Genomic DNA, 15725 nt, shown 5'->3' on the forward strand with positions numbered 1-15725 from the left:
ACGGTAGCAGAGGGGCTCAAGCCGACGGCGTCGGCAGTTGCCGGGCCAGGTCGAGGACCGTCACGGTATCGGTGCCGGTCTTCTTGAGGCGTTCGGATGAACGGAATCCCAGGTCGACGTCGGTGGCCTGCGCCCGGAGTGCGCCGACCGTGGCGTCCTGCTCGGCCAGATGTTTGAACATGTCGAAGGAATACAGCCGCAACGCATTCGCGTGGGTGATCTTGTCGATCTCGTCGTCGGGCACACCGTCGAGGTAACCGGCCAGTGTCTCTGGAGCCAGCGGCCAGGTGGAATCCGAATGCGGGTAATCGCATTCCCAGGCGACCATGTCGAGATCGAGGTTGTGCCGGTTCTCGACGCCGAAGCCGTCGTCGATGAAGCACAGCGCGATGCGTTCGAGGAAGACCTCGCTGGGCAGCCGGTCGCCGAAGTTCTGGTGCGTCCACGCCCGGTGCATCTTGTACACCCGGTCGACGCGCTCGAGGAAGTAGGGCACCCAGCCGATCCCGCCCTCGGACAGCGCGAAGGTCAGATCCGGGAACTTCCGCAGCATCGGCGACCAGATGAGGTCGGCGGCGGCTTGCACGATGCTCATGGGCTGCAGGGTCATCATCACGTCGACCGGTGCGTCGACCGAGGTGATGACCACGCTCGACGACGAGCCGATATGCAGATTCACCACGGTGTTCTCGTCGCTGCACGCCTGCCAGAACGGATCCCAGTGCGGGTCGTGCAGTGAGGGATAGTTCAGTTTGGCCGGGTTCTCGGAGAAGGTGACGGCGTGGCAGCCCTTCTTCGCCACCCGTCGTACCTCCTCGGCCATGAGTTCCGGATCCCAGATCGGGGGGAGCGCCTGCGGGATCATTCGTCCCGGGTAGGCGCCGCACCACTCGTCGATGTGCCAGTCGTTGTAGGCCCGCAGTACGGCCAAGCCCAGGTCCTTGTCCTCGGCGCGGGCGAAGTACTGACCGCAGAATTGCGGATAGGACGGGAAATTCAGCGCTGCGGCAACGCCATTGGCGTTCATATCGCGGATGCGCTCGTGGATGTTGTAGCAGCCGTCGCGGATCTCGCTGAGTTTGGTCGGCTCGGCGCCGTACTCGTCCGGGGGTCGGCCCGCCACCGCGTTCAGGCCGACATTGGTGGCTTCCTGTCCCTCGAACACCCACGCATCGGTGCCGTCCGCTCGCTGGATGAGCTTGGGCACATCGTTTTTGTACTTGGCGGGGATGTGGTTGTCGAACATGTCCGGCGGTTCGACGAGATGGTCGTCGACCGAGACGAGTACGAAGTCGTTCATGTCCATACCGCGCTCCTTGTCTACCGTTCGTTCGGACTGTAACTCTGAACAGATATTTGGTCAACGGTCGATGGATCGCTTCCCGAAGGGTTACGATCCGAACAAAAGTTAGGTGCGTCGAGGAGTCGTCACATGGCCGATGAACTGACACAGGGCGTCACCGCGCTGCGGGCCTCGGCGCAGTTGCGTGAGTATTTCGTCGGTATCCTCGCCGAGCGTCGGCGCGTGCCCCGCGACGACATGATCACTGTGCTGGCGCAGGCCGATATCGACGGCGTCAAGATGTCCGATGAGCAGATCTACGGGTTCCTGCGAAACCTCTTGCCCGCGGGCGCGGAAACCACCTCGCGATCCACCGCCAGCTTGGCCTTCGCACTGCTCACACACCCGGATCAACTGGCCGCGGTCCAGGCCGACCGCGGCTTGCTGCCCCAGGCGATCGAGGAGGGCATCCGCTGGGAAACGCCGCTGCTGAACTTCATGCGTGAGACGACATACGATATCGAGTTCCACGGTGTGGCGATTCCGGCGGGTTCGTTGATGGCGGTCAACCTCGGCAGCGCCAACCACGACGAGCGTAGGTGGGTCGATCCCGAGCGCTTCGACATTTTCCGGGAACGCAAGCCGCACATCGGTTTCGGTCATGGCGCGCACGTCTGCCTCGGCATGCATCTTGCCCGGCTCGAGAGCATCGCGATCTTCGAAGCGCTGTTGGACCGATTGCCGGGGCTGCGCATGGATCCCGAGGCCCCGACGCCGTACGTCGCGGGCACGTTCTTCCGATCCCCGCCGCACCTCGAAGTGGTATGGGACCGATAGTGATTGACCGACCGATCCATCCGTCGCTAGTCTCTGAACAAATATTAGGTTTGGCACGCGTTCGAACGACACGGAGGATCAATGCCGAACGAATCGCGCAGCGTTGTCATCACCGGGGCTTCGCGAGGTCTGGGACTCGCCTCCGCGGCGCATCTCTACCGGCGGGGGTGGCGAGTAGTCGCAGCCATGCGTTCCGTCGATACCGGGCTCGATCAGCTGCGCGCGAAGACCGGTGCGCAACAGGGTGATCCGCGCTTGATCGGCATCCGGCTCGACCTGACCGATCCGTCGTCGATCGAGGAGGCCGCGGCTGCCATCATCCGTGCGGTCGGCGCTCCCCACGCGGTGGTGCACAACGCCGGCGTCTCCGCGGCCGGAATGGTCGAGGAGACACCGGTGAACGTGTGGGAGCGAATGTTCGCGACAAATCTGTTCGGCCCGGTGGCACTCACCAAGGCGCTCCTGCCTGCGATGCGGGCGGCGGGCCGCGGGCGCATCGTATTGGTTTCCAGCCAGGCCGGTGTGCGGGGAATGCCCGCTACGGCAGCGTATTCCGCGGTCAAGGGCGCACTCGAGCGGTGGGGGGAATCGATGGCCATCGAGGTCGCGCCGTTCGGCGTAGGGGTCACGGTTCTGGTCTCGGGGACCTACGACACCGACATCATCACCGATGCGGGGACCACCGATTGCCGTGATCTCGACGGGCCGTACGCCCGCCATCACCGCACCATGGACCGGCGCGGGCGGGCGGCGATGAAGTACGCGGCCCGCTCGCCGGAACAGTTCGCCGCCGGGCTCGCCCGAGCGCTCGGCGGCACCGCACCGTTCGTGCGCCACGCGGTGGGTCCGGATGCGCGAATGCTGTTGACCGCCAGTCGCATTCTGCCCGCCGCGGCCTTGCACCACCTGACCCGTCTGATGCTGGGGATTCCACGGTCCGGTGCCGCGAGCCACCCACCACCTGCCGACTTCCCTTCGCACGAGAGTGAGAGAAATGCCTGACACTGTTCACGAATCGAGGATGTTGATCGACGGGGAGCTCGTCGACGGCCGGGCCGGGACATTCGACAACATCAACCCCGCCACCGAGGAGGTGCTCGGTACCGTCGCCGACGCCTCCGAACTCGATATGCGGGTGGCCATCGATGCCGCCCGCCGCGCCTTCGACGAAACGGCCTGGTCCACCGATCATGCCTTCCGGCAACGCTGTCTGCTGCAATTGCAGGACGCATTGGAGTCCGAGCGGGAGGAATTGCGCGAGGAACTCGTCCTCGAGGCGGGCTGCCCGCGGGCGATCACGATGGGGCCGCAACTGGACGCGCCACTGGTGGATGCGCTCAGGTTTCCGGCTGAGCTGATCGACGGTTATCCATGGCGAACCTCCCTCGGCGAAGCGCTGGTGTCGGTCACGGGCGTGCACACGACCAGGCAGGTCTGGCGTGAGCCGGTGGGCGTAGTCGGCGCGATCGTGCCGTGGAACTTCCCCTTCGAGGTCACCATCCACAAGGTCGGTCAAGCGTTGGCGACCGGCAACACCGTCGTGCTGAAGCCCGCGCCGGATACCCCTTTCAATGCCACCCGGCTAGGCCGGTTGATCGCCGAAAAGACCGACATACCACCGGGTGTGATGAATATCGTCACCGCATCAGACCATTTGGTCGGCGAGGAACTGACGCTGTCCGGGAAGGTCGACATGATCTCCTTCACCGGTTCCACCGCCGTCGGCAAACGGATCATGGCTAAGGGCGCGGCGACGATGAAGCGCCTGTTCCTCGAACTCGGCGGCAAGTCGGCGACCATCGTCCTGGAGGATGCCGATTTGGCCTTGGGCTGCATGATGGGTATTGCGCCGTGTATGCACGCCGGTCAAGGCTGCGCCAATCCCACCCGACTGTTGTTGCCGCGGTCGAGGTATGACGAGGGCGTTGCGATTCTGAAGGCGATGTATGAGGGGGTCGCACCGGGCGACCCGCAGGATCCCGCCACGCTGTGCGGTCCGGTCATCTCCGATAAGCAACGCAGTCGCATTCGCGGCTATATCCGGACCGGTATCGACGAAGGCGCCACGTTGCTCGTCGGCGGCGCCGAGCAGCCACAAGGCTTCGACAGGGGATTTTTCGTCGAGCCAACGCTTTTCGTCGATGTGGACAACTCGATGACCGTCGCCCAGGAGGAGATCTTCGGTCCGGTGCTCGTCGTCATCCCCTACGACGACGAGGACGATGCGGTTCGCATAGCCAACGACAGCCCGTACGGCCTCGCGGGCAACGTGATGTCGGGATCCGTGGAGCACGCGCTTGCCGTGGCCGCACGATTACGCGCGGGCTTCATCGGCATCAACGGCACCGCGGGTTACGGCGCGGACACCCCCTTCGGCGGATACAAGGCCAGCGGGGTGGGCCGCCAGAACGGCATCGCCGGATTCGACCAGTACACCGAGGTCAAATCCATCGCCTTTCCCGCGATGTGAGTTCCGGACGCTAGATCCGTGGCCCTCGACTTGCCTGGATCGCCTGGCGCGCCATGTCGGAGGTGGCGTTGACGATGCCGTTGTCGAAACGCTCCAGTACCAATGCTTGGGTCGCGGTGAGGTGGGCCCGATAGAGCCGTTCCGCCGCCTCGGCCCGTCCGGCGGCGATTTCCTTCAGGAGGCGGCGGTGGGTGCGAACGGATTCCTCGGACTCGGCCTCGGAGGGGTATTCACCGCGTTTGGTGAGTACCTCGGCCCAGGCCTCTTCCTGCGACGACCACAGGGCGACGAGGCTGCTGACCACGTAGCGGATCGTCGCATTCGGGGTGAACGAAACGATGAGATCGTGGAAGTCGCGCGCGGTATGGGTGAAGGGCAGGCCTTCGCCGATCAATGCCGCGGATGCCTCGATATTGGCTTCGAGTGCGGGCACGACCACCTCGGCGCGGTCTTCGCGGCGGGCGCATTCGGCGGCGCACATGGGCTCGAGCGTCCGCAGGCCCGCGGCGAGATCGCCCAGCGTGACCCGGGCGCCCTGGAGCGCGAGACCGAGGTGATATGCCGCCGACGATTGGTCCGGGCGGTGCACCTCGGCGCCGCCGACATTGCCGCGACGGACGGTGACCAAGCCCTCGGTCTCCAGGATGCGCAGCGCCTCCCGGATCGAGGGGTAACTGACACCGAAATCCTGCACCAGCTGATCCTGGGTGGGGAGCCGGTAGTCGTCGTCGCCGGACAGGATGCGCGCGCGCAGCTCCGCGGCGACGCTCTCCGCGATGCGGCGTTGCGGAATCCGGCCGCGCCGGGCGTTGGTCACGCAGACCGCCTTTCGTCCATCGCAAGCCGCCTTTCATCCATGCAGGGAGTTTACTCATAGGCTTGTGACCATTCAAATATTGCTATCCTTATGAGGATTGACGTAATGTCCGCCGTATGGACTTCACGATGGGTGAGGCCGCCGCCGAGCTACGCAGTGAGCTACGCCGGCTGGTAGCCGCCGAGGTCTCCGCGGATTTTCTCGGCGCTTTCACCGACGATCCCGCGGATCTCGCGGTCGCCCAGCGGTTTTCCCGCATCCTCGCCGAGCGCGGCCTGCTGTGTCTGGCCTGGCCGGAAGAGTTCGGCGGTCGCGGCGCCTCGGTTTGGGAACAGACCGTGGTCCGGGAGGAGATGTGGGCCCATCACGAGCCGCGCGGCGCGCAATATATGGGCGTCAACTGGGTGGGCCCGACCATCATGCGACACGGCACCCCGGAGCAGCAGCGCAAGCATCTGCCGCCGATCGCGCGCGGCGAGGTGATCTGGTGTCAGGGCTTCAGCGAGCCCGATGCCGGTTCCGATCTCGCATCGCTGCGCACGGTGGCCCGCCGCGACGGCGACGGCTGGCGCATCTCCGGCCAGAAGATCTGGACCTCCTACGCCACCATGGCGCAGTGGTGCTTCCTCCTCGCACGGACTTCCAAGGGGGAACGCAAGCAGCAGGGGCTGACCGTATTCCTGCTGCCGATGTCGGATCCGGGCATCGAGGTTCGCCCCATCCGGTCCATGCTCGGGCCGCATCACCTCAACGAGGTCTTCTTCGACGGCGTCCGGGCCACCGAGGCCGATGTGCTCGGTCAGGTCGGCGAAGGTTGGCCGGTGGTGCAGGAGGTGCTGGCCTTCGAGCGGGTCGGCATCGCCCGGTATGCCCGCTGCGAACGCTTGCTGCAGGCCGCACCCGCGGTACTGGGTGAGCGCTGGGACGAGTTGCCCCGCGAGCTGCGCGGCAGCTGGGCGCGCCTGCTCACACACTGCAGGCGGGCCCGCCTGCTCGCCTACCAGGTGCTGTCGCTGCAGAGCGCCGGGCAGGTCGCACCCGGCGACGCAGCGGCCTATCGCATCGCGGTGACACGGCTCGACCAGGACAGCGCCGCGGTGCTGTCCGAGATCGCCGCATTCGCCGCCGCGGATGATCAAGCGCAACAGCGGTTCCGACGTGCCGTGGAGGATCACTGGCGGTACGCGAACGCCGCGACGGTCGCCTCGGGCAGTATCGAGATGCAGCGGATTCTGCTGGCGCGGTCGCTGTTGCGGGCGTCCGGTGGAGTGGGGGAGGCGGCGTGAAAATCGAACTATGTTCGCAGGCACGGGAGTTCGGTGGACCAGTGCTGCATGCGGTCGGAGGCGACGAGTTGGCGCTGCGGGTGTTCGGGCGGGCGGGGGCGGCAGCACGAATTTCGAACTATGCGTGGAGGGGCAGGAATTCGGCGGGCAGGTGCTGGGCGCGCTGCTGGCCGCCAGGGACGACGAGTTGGTGCAGCGGGAGTCCGGCTCGATGGGGCGGCAGCACGAATTTCGAACTATGCGTGGAGGCGCAGGAATTCCCCGGGCAGATGCTGCCCGCCAAGTACGACGAGCTGGTGCTGCGGGTGTCCGGCTGGGTGGGGGAGGCGGTATGAATATCGAACTATGTTCGGAGGCACGGGAATTCGGTTGGCAGGTGCGGCGTGCGCTGCAGGCTGCCGGGGGAGACGAGTTGGTGCGGCGGAGCGAGGGGGAGCCCGGGCTGCGGCGGACGCTGATCGCGTCGGTGCTCGGTGAACTCGGTGCGTGGGAGCTCGAGCCGTTGCGCGATGCCGCCGAGTTGGAAGCCGCTGCCGCATTGTGCCGTAGTGCGGGCTACTGGGCGCTGCCGTATCCGGTGGCCGAGCGGTTGGCGCGGCCGGTCGGACTGGGTGTCGACGGACTGGTCGTGGTGTCCGGCCGGGAACCGGCCGCTCCGGTGGCGGATCTCGACTTGCGTTGGGGGGCAGTGACACTGGACGGTGCACTCGGGTGTGCGTCGGTGCGGCAGGTGGATTCGTCGCCGCGAGAATCGGTGTTCGTCGCACAGCTGGATGTGCACCCGATTGACGGCAAGGGCCTTTCCCACTGGGGCGACTCCGGCCAGGCCGGTACGACGCATCTGGCTTTGGGGCTGGTGCTGCCGTGCTGGACGCTCCTCGGAATGCTGGACCGCGCAATAGATCTCGCGCGCACGCATGTCATGACGCGCGAGCAATTCGGCCGTCCGCTCGCGCAGTTCCAGTCGGTGCAGTTCCAGTTGACCGATGCGGAGGTCGAGCGCCGGGGCGTGGAGATGCTGGCCCGGTACGCGTTGTGGCGCATCGATACCGGCAGCGATGCCGCGGTCGACGACGCGCTCGCGCTGCGGCTGGCCGCATTGGAGGCCGCTGATATCGTCTTCCGCGTCGCGCACCAGTTGCACGGCGCACTCGGCTTCTGCGACGAGTCGGCGCTGTCGTGGTTATCGCGGTACAGCAGGCCGATTCGCCGACTGCCGCTGGGACGCTCGGCCGCCGAGGATCTGCTGACTCGCAGCATCGATCGTGCCGGTCTAGCCGGGCTGTATTCCGACCCGACGGGTGTGTGAGCGACGTGCGGTACGACCTACCGGCCGCGCTGACGGTCGAATGCGATGGGCCGATCCGCACGGTTGTGCTGAACCGGCCCGACGAGTTGAACGCGGTCGGCGCAGCGCTGCACTGGGCGCTGGCCGATGTCTGGCGGCAGTTGGCGGCAGATCGCGAGGCGCGGGTGGTTATCCTGACCGGCGCGGGCCGGGCCTTCAGTGCCGGTGGCGATTTGGATTGGATCACTTCATTTCTCGACGATCCGGCTGCGCGGGACGAAAGTATCCGGGAGGGTGCGCAGATCGTCGAGGAGTTGCTGCGCTTTCCGCTGCCGGTGATCGCCGCCGTCAACGGTGCGGCGGTGGGACTGGGGGCGAGCGTGGCCGTGTTGTGCGATGTCGTGCTCATATCGGAGCGGGCGTATCTGGCCGATCCGCACGTCGCGGTGGGCCTGGTCGCAGGCGACGGCGGCGCCGCATTCTGGCCGCTGCTCACCCCGATCCTGCGTTCCAGGGAATACTTGTTCACCGGCGATCGCATCGATGCGGCTACCGCGGTCCAACTCGGCCTGGCCACCCGTGTCGTTGCGCCGGAGCAACTGCTCGCCGAGTCCCGGCTGCTGGCCGAACGGTTGGCCGCCCAGCCCGTGGAGGCCCTGCGCAGCACCAAACGTGTTGTGAATATGTACCTTTCGCAGGCGCTCGGCGGTCCGCTGCAGGCGGGTTTCGCCGCCGAGGTGGTGACTATGCAGTCCGCCGAGCATCGTGAACGGCTATCGGCCCTGCGGCAGAAGGCGGCGCGGCGATGACCTGGGCGGTTCGGGGTAAACCTCCCGGCATGCCGGGACGACGGTGCGTGGCCGACGCGGTGAGATCGGTCTCCCGATGACCGCGGCAGGCCGCGATCCGGCCCTTTTCCGGGCCGAGGTGCGGGACTGGTGCCGAGCGCACATCCCCGCCGACTGGAGGCAGGCGCAAACTGGTTGTACAGCTGCGGAATTCGTGGCGTTTCAGCAATGGTGGTTCCAGGAACTGCGTGGCGGCGGCTTCGCGGTGCCGCATTGGCCGAAGGCGTGGGGCGGCGGGATGCCGGTCGCCGAGCAGATAGTGCTCTATCAGGAGCTCGCCGCACACGATGCGCCGCGGCTGGTCTTGGCATTCGTCGCCATCCACCATGCGGCGGCGACGCTGCTGTCCGCGGGCAGCGAGGCGCAACGCCGCGAACATCTACCCGCCATTCTCGACGGTGAGATCTGGGTGCAGGGTTTCTCCGAGCCCGCGGCCGGATCAGATCTGGCCGCGCTCGCCACCGCGGCGCGCCGCGATGGCGACGGCTATCTCGTCACCGGGCAGAAGGTATGGGCGAGCGGAGCGCAATACGCCGACTGGTGCCTGCTGCTGGCGCGCACCGATCCGAAAGCGACCAAACGCCAGGGCATTTCGTATTTTCTGTTGGATATGCGCACACCCGGCATAGATGTGCGGCCCATCCGGCAGGCCACCGGCGAATCGCACTTCTGCGAGATCTTTCTCGACGAGGTGCGCATTCCCGCCACCCAACTGGTCGGCGCGGAGCACGCGGGCTGGCAGGTGGCGCAGCAGACCCTCGGCGCCGAGCGCGGATTGACCATGCTCGAGTTGGCCGAACGACTCGGCAACGCCGGATTCCGGTGGCTGCTGCGGGCGTGCGCCGGGCCGGACGCGACGGGACGGCGTCCGATCGATGATCCCGTGGTGGCCGATCGTCTGGCCGGGTTCGAAACCGAGATCGCCGGTCTGCGCGCACTGTGCCGCGACCTGGTGCAACGCCACGATGCCGGAACCGTCGGCCCGGCCGACGCCTCGATCGTGAAGCTGTTCTACAGCGAATTACTCCAACGGGTAACGGATTTCGGCGCGGAGATCGGGGGAGTGGCCGCCCATACGGTGCTGCGCAAACCGATGTCGGGTGGTTGGGAGTCCGGGGCATGGGTACTGGATTTCATCGGCTCATGGGAATGGACGATTCCCGGCGGGACGAGCGAGATCCAGCGCACCATCATCGGCGAACGCGGCCTCGGCCTGCCCCGCGAACCGGCAGCGACATGAAGGCCGGAACAGTTCGCAGCGAACCGGATTTCACCGAAATCCACGACGAACTGCGAGCGGTTACCCGCGACGTGCTCGCGACCGTCGCGCCGGGGGAGCGCATCGAACCTCGAGTGCCTGCCGCCCAGGGCTGGCTGGGCTTGGAGGTGCCGGAGGAGTTCGACGGTGCCGGAGCGACTTTCGCCGAGGTGGCGATCGTGCTCGAGGAGTTGGGTCGCGCGGTGGCCGCCAGCGGCTATCCGAGTGCTGCCTCGGCCGCTGGAGTCTGCGGGCTACTCGCCCCCACATCCGCCAGGGACGAGTTGTTCGCTGCTGTCGCGGCGGGTGCGGCCATGGCCACGGTGGCATTCGCCGCCGACTGCGACGCCACGGCACCGTTCCGGCTCGACGGACCGGCAGGACAGCTGAAGGTTTGTGGCCGTGCGGAATTCGTTCCCGACGCGGTCGCCGCCGATCGGTTGCTACTGGTCGCCGCCGATCCCGACGGTATCCCGGTCATCGTCGCCCTCGCGACGGACGCGGCCATCTGCTCAGCCCAGCCGATGCTCGACGAGACCCGGAGTTTCGGCACCGTGACCGCCGATGCGATCGCGGTCCCGGACGACGCTGTGTGGCGCTTCGCAGGCGACCCGTCCGCCGCGATCCGGCGGCTGCACGATCGAGCGGCCGTGGCAATCGCCTGCGACAGCCTCGGCCTCAGCGAGGCCATGCTGGCGGCCACAGTCGCCTACGCGAGCACCCGCACCCAATTCGGCCGCCCGATCGGTTCATTCCAGGCCGTAAAGCACGCCTGCGCCGACATGCTCGTACAAACCACCGTCGCCCGGCAACTGGTCAGCACCGCGATACGGCAGCTGGTGACCGATTCCCCCGAAGCCCAGGTGGCCGCCGCAATGGCGAAGTCCTACACCTGCACCGCCGCAGTCGAAATCGCGGGCAAGGCAATGCAATTGCACGGCGGCCTCGGTTACACCTGGGAAAGCGGAATCCACCGCTACCTGAAACGAGCAGCCCTCAACCGCTCCCTCTTCGGCTCCCCGGCCACCCACCGCCGCCACCTGGCCGCCCGTTACCGCTGATCCGCTGAAGCGGTCGCCCGTCCACGCGAGTCGCGGTATCGGTGGGTGAGCTCACCGGATCCCTCACCAGAGGTGCAGGAAATTCCGGACATCGTCGAGGCCGTCGAGGGCCCGTCCGTCCACGTCCGACGGATCCACCTCAGCGCGCGCCGCCAAGGAGCGTGCCAGCGCAACGGCCTCATCGCTGAGCCGTCCGAACCGTCGAGCAGTATGTCCCAGGCACAGGCCGACCAGCCCGAGCAGCGGGCTACCCGGCACAGCCCGCGTTCCGACCTGCACACACCAGTGCTCGACGAACTCCCGGTCGTCGTCGTTCAAGGCACTCCCCACCAGAGCATCCGCCGCGTCGGGCTCATGCGCCCGGTCAGCGAGCGCCCGCTCCAACACCGCGACTACCACGTCATGCGGCAGGGCAGCAGGATTGTGGAAGATCAGATGTGAATGCACGCCGCGAGATTATCCATCCACTGTGGCCCCAGCCCGTGAATCGACCGGGCGAACCGGCACCAGCCACCCGCTGCCGCTGATCCGCGAGGGGCCGCGCGGACTCGCGAAAAGTGTTGTCCGGTCGGGATGCGGCCCAGGTGATTAGGGTCGGGGTTGTGGATGTGCTGGACAGGCTTCGGTTGGATGTTCCCGTCGCGCAGGCGGGGATGGCAGGCGTTGCGGGCGGCCGTTTGGCCGCTGCCGTCGCGAGCGCGGGTGGGCTCGGGACGATCGGCCTGCTGCCCACGACCGATTTGCGGGCCGCGATCGGACGGGTGCGCGACGAGGCTCCCGGTCGTTCTGTGGCGGTCAATCTGCTGATGCGGTTCACGCGCCGTCGTCATGTCCAAGCCTGTATCGAAGCCGGTGTCGATGTCGTGGTGGTCGCCTTCGGTGGGGATGCCGCGCTGGTGCGTGAGCTTCGCGGTGCGGGTGTGTTCGTGTTGGTGATGGTCGGAACCGAGAACCAGGCCCGTGCTGCCGTGGCATGGGGCGCGGACGGTCTCATCGCTCAGGGCCGCGAGGCGGGTGGGCATCTGGTGGGAACTGTTGCGGCCCTGGATTTCTTGCCGCGAGCACTGGTGGTGGCGCAGGACCGTCCGGTGTTTCTGGCAGGCGGTGTGGCAACGAGCGGTGACACTGGTGCCGCGCTGGCCGCCGGTGCGGCCGGAGTGGTTGCCGGGACCCGCTTCGTTCTCACCGAGGAATCCGGCGCGCACCGCGAATACCAGCGTCGAATCCTCGCCGCCCGTACGACGCTGGAGACAACTCTGTTCGGGTTGAGTTGGCCGATGCGGCATCGGGTGGTGCCCAACACCGCTACCGATCGTTGGTGCCGCGCGGATGGGGCCGCGCGGCGGCTTCCGGCGCTGATCAACTCGCTCAGCGCCCCGCTGGCCCGTGTGGTGCCCGAGAGAAGCGAAGGAACGGCGCTGCGGATGCAGCGGCCAGCGATTCCACTGTTCAGTCCAGCAGTTCCGCTGGAAGGAATGCCCGAGCAGTGGGTCGATCGGGCCGCACTGTATGCCGGTGAGTCGGTGCTCCGGATCGACGGCGTGGTGCCGGCAAAACAAGCAGTCGCCGAGCTGGCCGGTTAATGCAGGAATCCGCGGCCCCCTCGACGTGACTATCAGCTGGAATCAGCTCGACCTCGGATTGGACTGAAGCGCGCGACTACTGCGTGAGGCGCTCGGCCGCAAGCGCGCGGAGGTCGCTGGATTTGATTTTGGCGCTGCCGGTGAGGGTGAGGTCGGCTTCGTCGAAGAACAGTACTGCGCGGGGGACTTTGTAGCTGGCCAGGCGGGCTTTGGCGAAGGTGCGGATTTCCTCGGCGTCGAGTGGGGTTCCGGTGTGCGGCACTATGCATGCGACCACGAGTTCGCCGAGGGTTTCGTGTGGTACGCCGACGGTTCGGGCGACTTTGACTCCGGGATAGGCGGCGAGTATCTCGTCGACCTCGAGTGGTGAGACGTTGGCGCCGCCGGTTTTGATGATGTCGGTGAGCCTGCCTTCCCAGAACAGTCGGTCGGTGTCGTCGAGGTGGCCGCCGTCGCCGGTGTGGAAGAAGCCCTCGGCGTCGAGCGTTTCGTCCAGGGGCGTACCGATGTAGCCCAACATGAGCGTGGGTCCCTTGACACAGATCTCGCCGGCTTCGCCTCGCGGTACGACGGTCCCGGCGACCGGGTCGGTGATCTTGATCGTGACGCCGGGCAGCGGTACACCACTGCTGCCCGCGTGTATTTCGTCAGGTGTATTCGCCGGGAAAGCCGTTGTGATGGTGAATGTTTCGGTGTTTCCGTAGGCGTGATTCGGCTCGTCCCAGCGACTCGACACCGTGGGGTGTCGCGCCAATGGGCTGCGGCGGTCGACGAACCGCATGCTACTCAAGTCCACGCTGCCCCACGTGGGCGCGGCCTCCAGTTGGGCCCACTGGTGTGGCCAGGCGAAGGGGAAGTTGACCTGTTCGGCCTGCATGATTTCCAGCGCCTCGGCGGCGTCGAAGGTCGGCTGCAACACGATCGCACCGCCACTGGCCAGCGTCGCGCCCAGCGCCAGGGCGAAATTGCCGGACCAGAAGAATCCGTTGGCGGTCCAGCAGCGGACATCGTCGGCTGGGACGAATCCGTACATGCGGCGGAAGCGCCACATCTGGATCGTGACACCGCGATGTGCGCTGAGAATGCCCTTGGGGCGGCTGGTGGAACCAGAGGAGAAGAACAGCACGGCGGTATCGCTCGGCCGGACCGCCGCCGCGATCGCATCGATCACACCGGCCGGTTCGGTGCGGCCGAGCGCCAAGAACTCGTCCCAGGTCTCGATTGCGTTGTCCGGCATCGGTTCTCCGACTACGACTAGACGGCGTAGGAAGGGAAAGCGGACAGAGTGCAAGCAGCCGGGCGCTGCCGTGTGGATCCGCGGTTCCAACTCGGTCAGGATCGCGGCGAAATCCCTTGCCGCCACGTCGCGTTCGAACAGCAGCACCGATACGCCGGACTCGTCGAGCAGATACTCCAGTTCGGCGGTGGTCGAAAAGGTGCTGAGCGTGACCGCCACGCCCCCGGCGAGGGAGGTACCGAACACCGCCGCGATCCACTCGGGACGGTTGGTCATCAGCACACCGACCCGTCCGCCGTGCCCGACCCCGGCGGCACGCAGCGCGCGTGCCACCTCGACCGCACGCTCCCACAACTCGCGGTAACTCCATCGAACGGTGCGCCCCACCACCGCCTCGCGATCGCCGTACAGCCGCGTCACCTCACGCAGAAATCCGGGCAGCGTGCGCGCGCCGATACCAGGCTCCTCGGCGAGCGGCGGCCCCTTGGCGATCGAAACAGGTTGTGCGGGTTCAGCTGTGGCCATCGGTCGCTCGCTCCTCTCGGGCTACTTTCACAACGGCAGTTCGACCTCGGCGGTGCTGTCCACCAGCACACCGCCGTCCTGATTGGTCAGCCGCAGCTCGAGCTCGACCAGCGGCACGCCCCACGTGGACACGGCCTCCTTGCCGATGACCTCGGCGTCGAAATAGGTCACATCGCCTTCGAAGGCCGGTCCGCGGAAATCCGATTTGATGTGGCGCACCAGACCGTCGTTGCCCGCCCAATACGCCAGGTAGTCGGTGCACCAGGCGCCCATCGTCGCGCCGTAACCGTAGGCGCGGGCCATGCCGACCGCACCTGCTTTGTCACCGTCGATATGGCCGCGCGACGGACCGACATACAGACCGTCGCGTTTGCGCGGATCGATCTTGGCGCCCTCCTCGTCGAAGGCGAAACCCTCGGTCCAACCCGGATCTTGGTAGACCCACGGATCCTCGACGCCCTCGGGTGTCACCCAGCCGAAGGTGCCCCAGATATTGAACAGGAAGGCCCGGTATTCGGTGGTGAAGCTCGCGATGCTGTGCGGTCCGAGCACCCGCCTCGGCAGCGTATCGCCCACCTCGACCTCGTCGAAATGCGGTGAAATACCGAGGCGATTCGACATCAGCCACTCATGGCGCAGGACGGCGATTTCGTTCAATTCCAGTTCGGTCCAGCGCTTCACCTCGCCGACCTGGTTCTCGTACATGCCGCGCTTGTTCGCCTCGGCGGCGAGATACCGGATGGAGGTGGACCGTTCGCGCGCCACCAGGGTGCCGTGCTGATTGCGATGGGTGGTGTCGCCGCGCTGGAACATGGTCGGCCCGGCGAATTTCGTCTGGACCACCTTGTAGTCGTGAAAACGCCTGTCCTGGACCAACTTGTCGCCGGGCCGTACCGCGGCGCCGTAGAACCACCATTCCTCGCCGCCGAAGATCAGGTGGCTGCCCGGAATGCGTCCGACACACGCGGGCGCGCAGCCGTGTCCGTAATCCAGGGCCACCGCGATGGATTGCGGCGCGATGATGCCGCCGTAGCGGGACTCCCCGGCGAATTTGTGGTCCCAGTGCAGCGGATTGGGATAGTCCATCGCCATCACCCAGCGGCGAATGTCGGAGGCGCTGCACGGCTCCCACAGTTGTCCGCCGCCGATCGGCTGTCCGACACGAGGTTCCACGTCGGACAGGTCGAGCTCGATGACATCGGGTTCGGGGGTTGCGTTGGGGCTCACTGCTTC

The 15725-nt window shown here is 66.6% G+C and carries 14 protein-coding genes and 1 pseudogene; 10 read left to right on the forward strand and 5 right to left on the reverse strand.

What is annotated here, in order from left to right:
• Positions 1 to 16: 16 nt before the first annotated feature.
• A complete protein-coding gene (locus tag ACQPZ2_RS14545) occupies positions 17 to 1306 on the reverse strand; it encodes an amidohydrolase family protein (protein ID WP_433526012.1) in 1290 nt (429 codons plus the stop codon).
• Between the two features lie 153 nt (positions 1307 to 1459).
• On the opposite strand from ACQPZ2_RS14545, the pseudogene ACQPZ2_RS14550 reads away from it, so the two are divergent.
• The 3 genes and pseudogenes from ACQPZ2_RS14550 to ACQPZ2_RS14560 all read left to right on the forward strand — a co-directional run.
• Positions 1460 to 2119: pseudogene (locus tag ACQPZ2_RS14550) on the forward strand (cytochrome P450); the annotation flags it as partial.
• Between the two features lie 81 nt (positions 2120 to 2200).
• Positions 2201 to 3121 (forward strand): SDR family oxidoreductase, encoded by a 921-nt coding sequence (locus ACQPZ2_RS14555; protein WP_433526013.1) that lies wholly within the window; start codon positions 2201 to 2203, stop codon positions 3119 to 3121.
• 19 nt (positions 3122 to 3140) lie between these two features.
• Positions 3141 to 4589 (forward strand): aldehyde dehydrogenase family protein, encoded by a 1449-nt coding sequence (locus ACQPZ2_RS14560; protein ID WP_433527426.1) that lies wholly within the window; start codon positions 3141 to 3143, stop codon positions 4587 to 4589.
• A gap of 10 nt (positions 4590 to 4599) precedes the next feature.
• On the opposite strand, the gene ACQPZ2_RS14565 is transcribed toward ACQPZ2_RS14560, so the two are convergent.
• Positions 4600 to 5406 (reverse strand): FadR/GntR family transcriptional regulator, encoded by an 807-nt coding sequence (locus tag ACQPZ2_RS14565; RefSeq protein WP_433526014.1) that lies wholly within the window; start codon positions 5404 to 5406, stop codon positions 4600 to 4602.
• A gap of 116 nt (positions 5407 to 5522) precedes the next feature.
• Here ACQPZ2_RS14565 and ACQPZ2_RS14570 point away from each other — a divergent pair, with 116 nt between their 5' ends.
• From ACQPZ2_RS14570 to ACQPZ2_RS14595, 6 genes are all read left to right on the forward strand, one after another.
• A complete protein-coding gene (locus ACQPZ2_RS14570) occupies positions 5523 to 6692 on the forward strand; it encodes an acyl-CoA dehydrogenase family protein (RefSeq protein ID WP_433526015.1) in 1170 nt (389 codons plus the stop codon).
• Positions 6689 to 7027, forward strand: a complete 339-nt coding sequence (locus tag ACQPZ2_RS14575) for a hypothetical protein (RefSeq protein ID WP_433526016.1) — start codon at positions 6689 to 6691, stop codon at positions 7025 to 7027. Before ACQPZ2_RS14570 ends, ACQPZ2_RS14575 begins: the two co-directional genes overlap by 4 nt.
• The gene (locus ACQPZ2_RS14580; protein WP_433526017.1) at positions 7024 to 8001 is read left to right on the forward strand and encodes an acyl-CoA dehydrogenase family protein; all 978 of its coding nucleotides are present in this window, start codon (positions 7024 to 7026) and stop codon (positions 7999 to 8001) included. The genes ACQPZ2_RS14575 and ACQPZ2_RS14580 overlap by 4 nt, the downstream gene beginning before the upstream one ends.
• 5 nt (positions 8002 to 8006) lie before the next feature.
• Positions 8007 to 8789, forward strand: a complete 783-nt coding sequence (locus tag ACQPZ2_RS14585) for an enoyl-CoA hydratase/isomerase family protein (protein ID WP_433527427.1) — start codon at positions 8007 to 8009, stop codon at positions 8787 to 8789.
• A 76-nt stretch (positions 8790 to 8865) separates the two neighbouring features.
• Positions 8866 to 10068, forward strand: a complete 1203-nt coding sequence (locus tag ACQPZ2_RS14590; protein WP_433526018.1) for an acyl-CoA dehydrogenase family protein — start codon at positions 8866 to 8868, stop codon at positions 10066 to 10068.
• Positions 10065 to 11147 carry an acyl-CoA dehydrogenase family protein gene (locus ACQPZ2_RS14595; protein ID WP_433526019.1) on the forward strand — a complete coding sequence of 361 codons (1083 nt, stop codon included), beginning with the start codon at positions 10065 to 10067 and terminating at the stop codon, positions 11145 to 11147. Before ACQPZ2_RS14590 ends, ACQPZ2_RS14595 begins: the two co-directional genes overlap by 4 nt.
• A gap of 63 nt (positions 11148 to 11210) precedes the next feature.
• Here the strand turns inward: ACQPZ2_RS14595 and ACQPZ2_RS14600 are convergent, their stop codons facing one another.
• Complete coding sequence (locus ACQPZ2_RS14600) at positions 11211 to 11594, reverse strand: hypothetical protein (RefSeq protein ID WP_433526020.1); 384 nt, start codon at positions 11592 to 11594, stop codon at positions 11211 to 11213.
• Between the two features lie 155 nt (positions 11595 to 11749).
• Here ACQPZ2_RS14600 and ACQPZ2_RS14605 point away from each other — a divergent pair, with 155 nt between their 5' ends.
• The gene (locus tag ACQPZ2_RS14605; protein WP_433526021.1) at positions 11750 to 12730 is read left to right on the forward strand and encodes an NAD(P)H-dependent flavin oxidoreductase; all 981 of its coding nucleotides are present in this window, start codon (positions 11750 to 11752) and stop codon (positions 12728 to 12730) included.
• 76 nt (positions 12731 to 12806) lie between these two features.
• Here the strand turns inward: ACQPZ2_RS14605 and ACQPZ2_RS14610 are convergent, their stop codons facing one another.
• Both ACQPZ2_RS14610 and ACQPZ2_RS14615 read right to left on the reverse strand, forming a co-directional pair.
• Positions 12807 to 14492 carry a class I adenylate-forming enzyme family protein gene (locus ACQPZ2_RS14610; RefSeq protein ID WP_433526022.1) on the reverse strand — a complete coding sequence of 562 codons (1686 nt, stop codon included), beginning with the start codon at positions 14490 to 14492 and terminating at the stop codon, positions 12807 to 12809.
• A gap of 27 nt (positions 14493 to 14519) precedes the next feature.
• Complete coding sequence (locus ACQPZ2_RS14615) at positions 14520 to 15719, reverse strand: FAS1-like dehydratase domain-containing protein (protein ID WP_433526023.1); 1200 nt, start codon at positions 15717 to 15719, stop codon at positions 14520 to 14522.
• Positions 15720 to 15725 lie beyond the last annotated feature (6 nt).

Origin of the sequence: Nocardia pseudovaccinii (genome assembly GCF_050942345.1) — a bacterium.
Lineage (GTDB): Bacteria > Actinomycetota > Actinomycetes > Mycobacteriales > Mycobacteriaceae > Nocardia > Nocardia pseudovaccinii.

Coding starts and splice junctions, on each gene's coding strand:
- ACQPZ2_RS14545 (WP_433526012.1), bottom strand. CDS start 1,306: ATGGACATGAACGACTTCGTACTCGTCTCGGTCGACGACCATCTCGTC.
- ACQPZ2_RS14555 (WP_433526013.1), top strand. CDS start 2,201: ATGCCGAACGAATCGCGCAGCGTTGTCATCACCGGGGCTTCGCGAGGT.
- ACQPZ2_RS14560 (WP_433527426.1), top strand. CDS start 3,141: ATGTTGATCGACGGGGAGCTCGTCGACGGCCGGGCCGGGACATTCGAC.
- ACQPZ2_RS14570 (WP_433526015.1), top strand. CDS start 5,523: ATGGACTTCACGATGGGTGAGGCCGCCGCCGAGCTACGCAGTGAGCTA.
- ACQPZ2_RS14580 (WP_433526017.1), top strand. CDS start 7,024: ATGAATATCGAACTATGTTCGGAGGCACGGGAATTCGGTTGGCAGGTG.
- ACQPZ2_RS14590 (WP_433526018.1), top strand. CDS start 8,866: ATGACCGCGGCAGGCCGCGATCCGGCCCTTTTCCGGGCCGAGGTGCGG.
- ACQPZ2_RS14595 (WP_433526019.1), top strand. CDS start 10,065: ATGAAGGCCGGAACAGTTCGCAGCGAACCGGATTTCACCGAAATCCAC.
- ACQPZ2_RS14610 (WP_433526022.1), bottom strand. CDS start 14,492: ATGGCCACAGCTGAACCCGCACAACCTGTTTCGATCGCCAAGGGGCCG.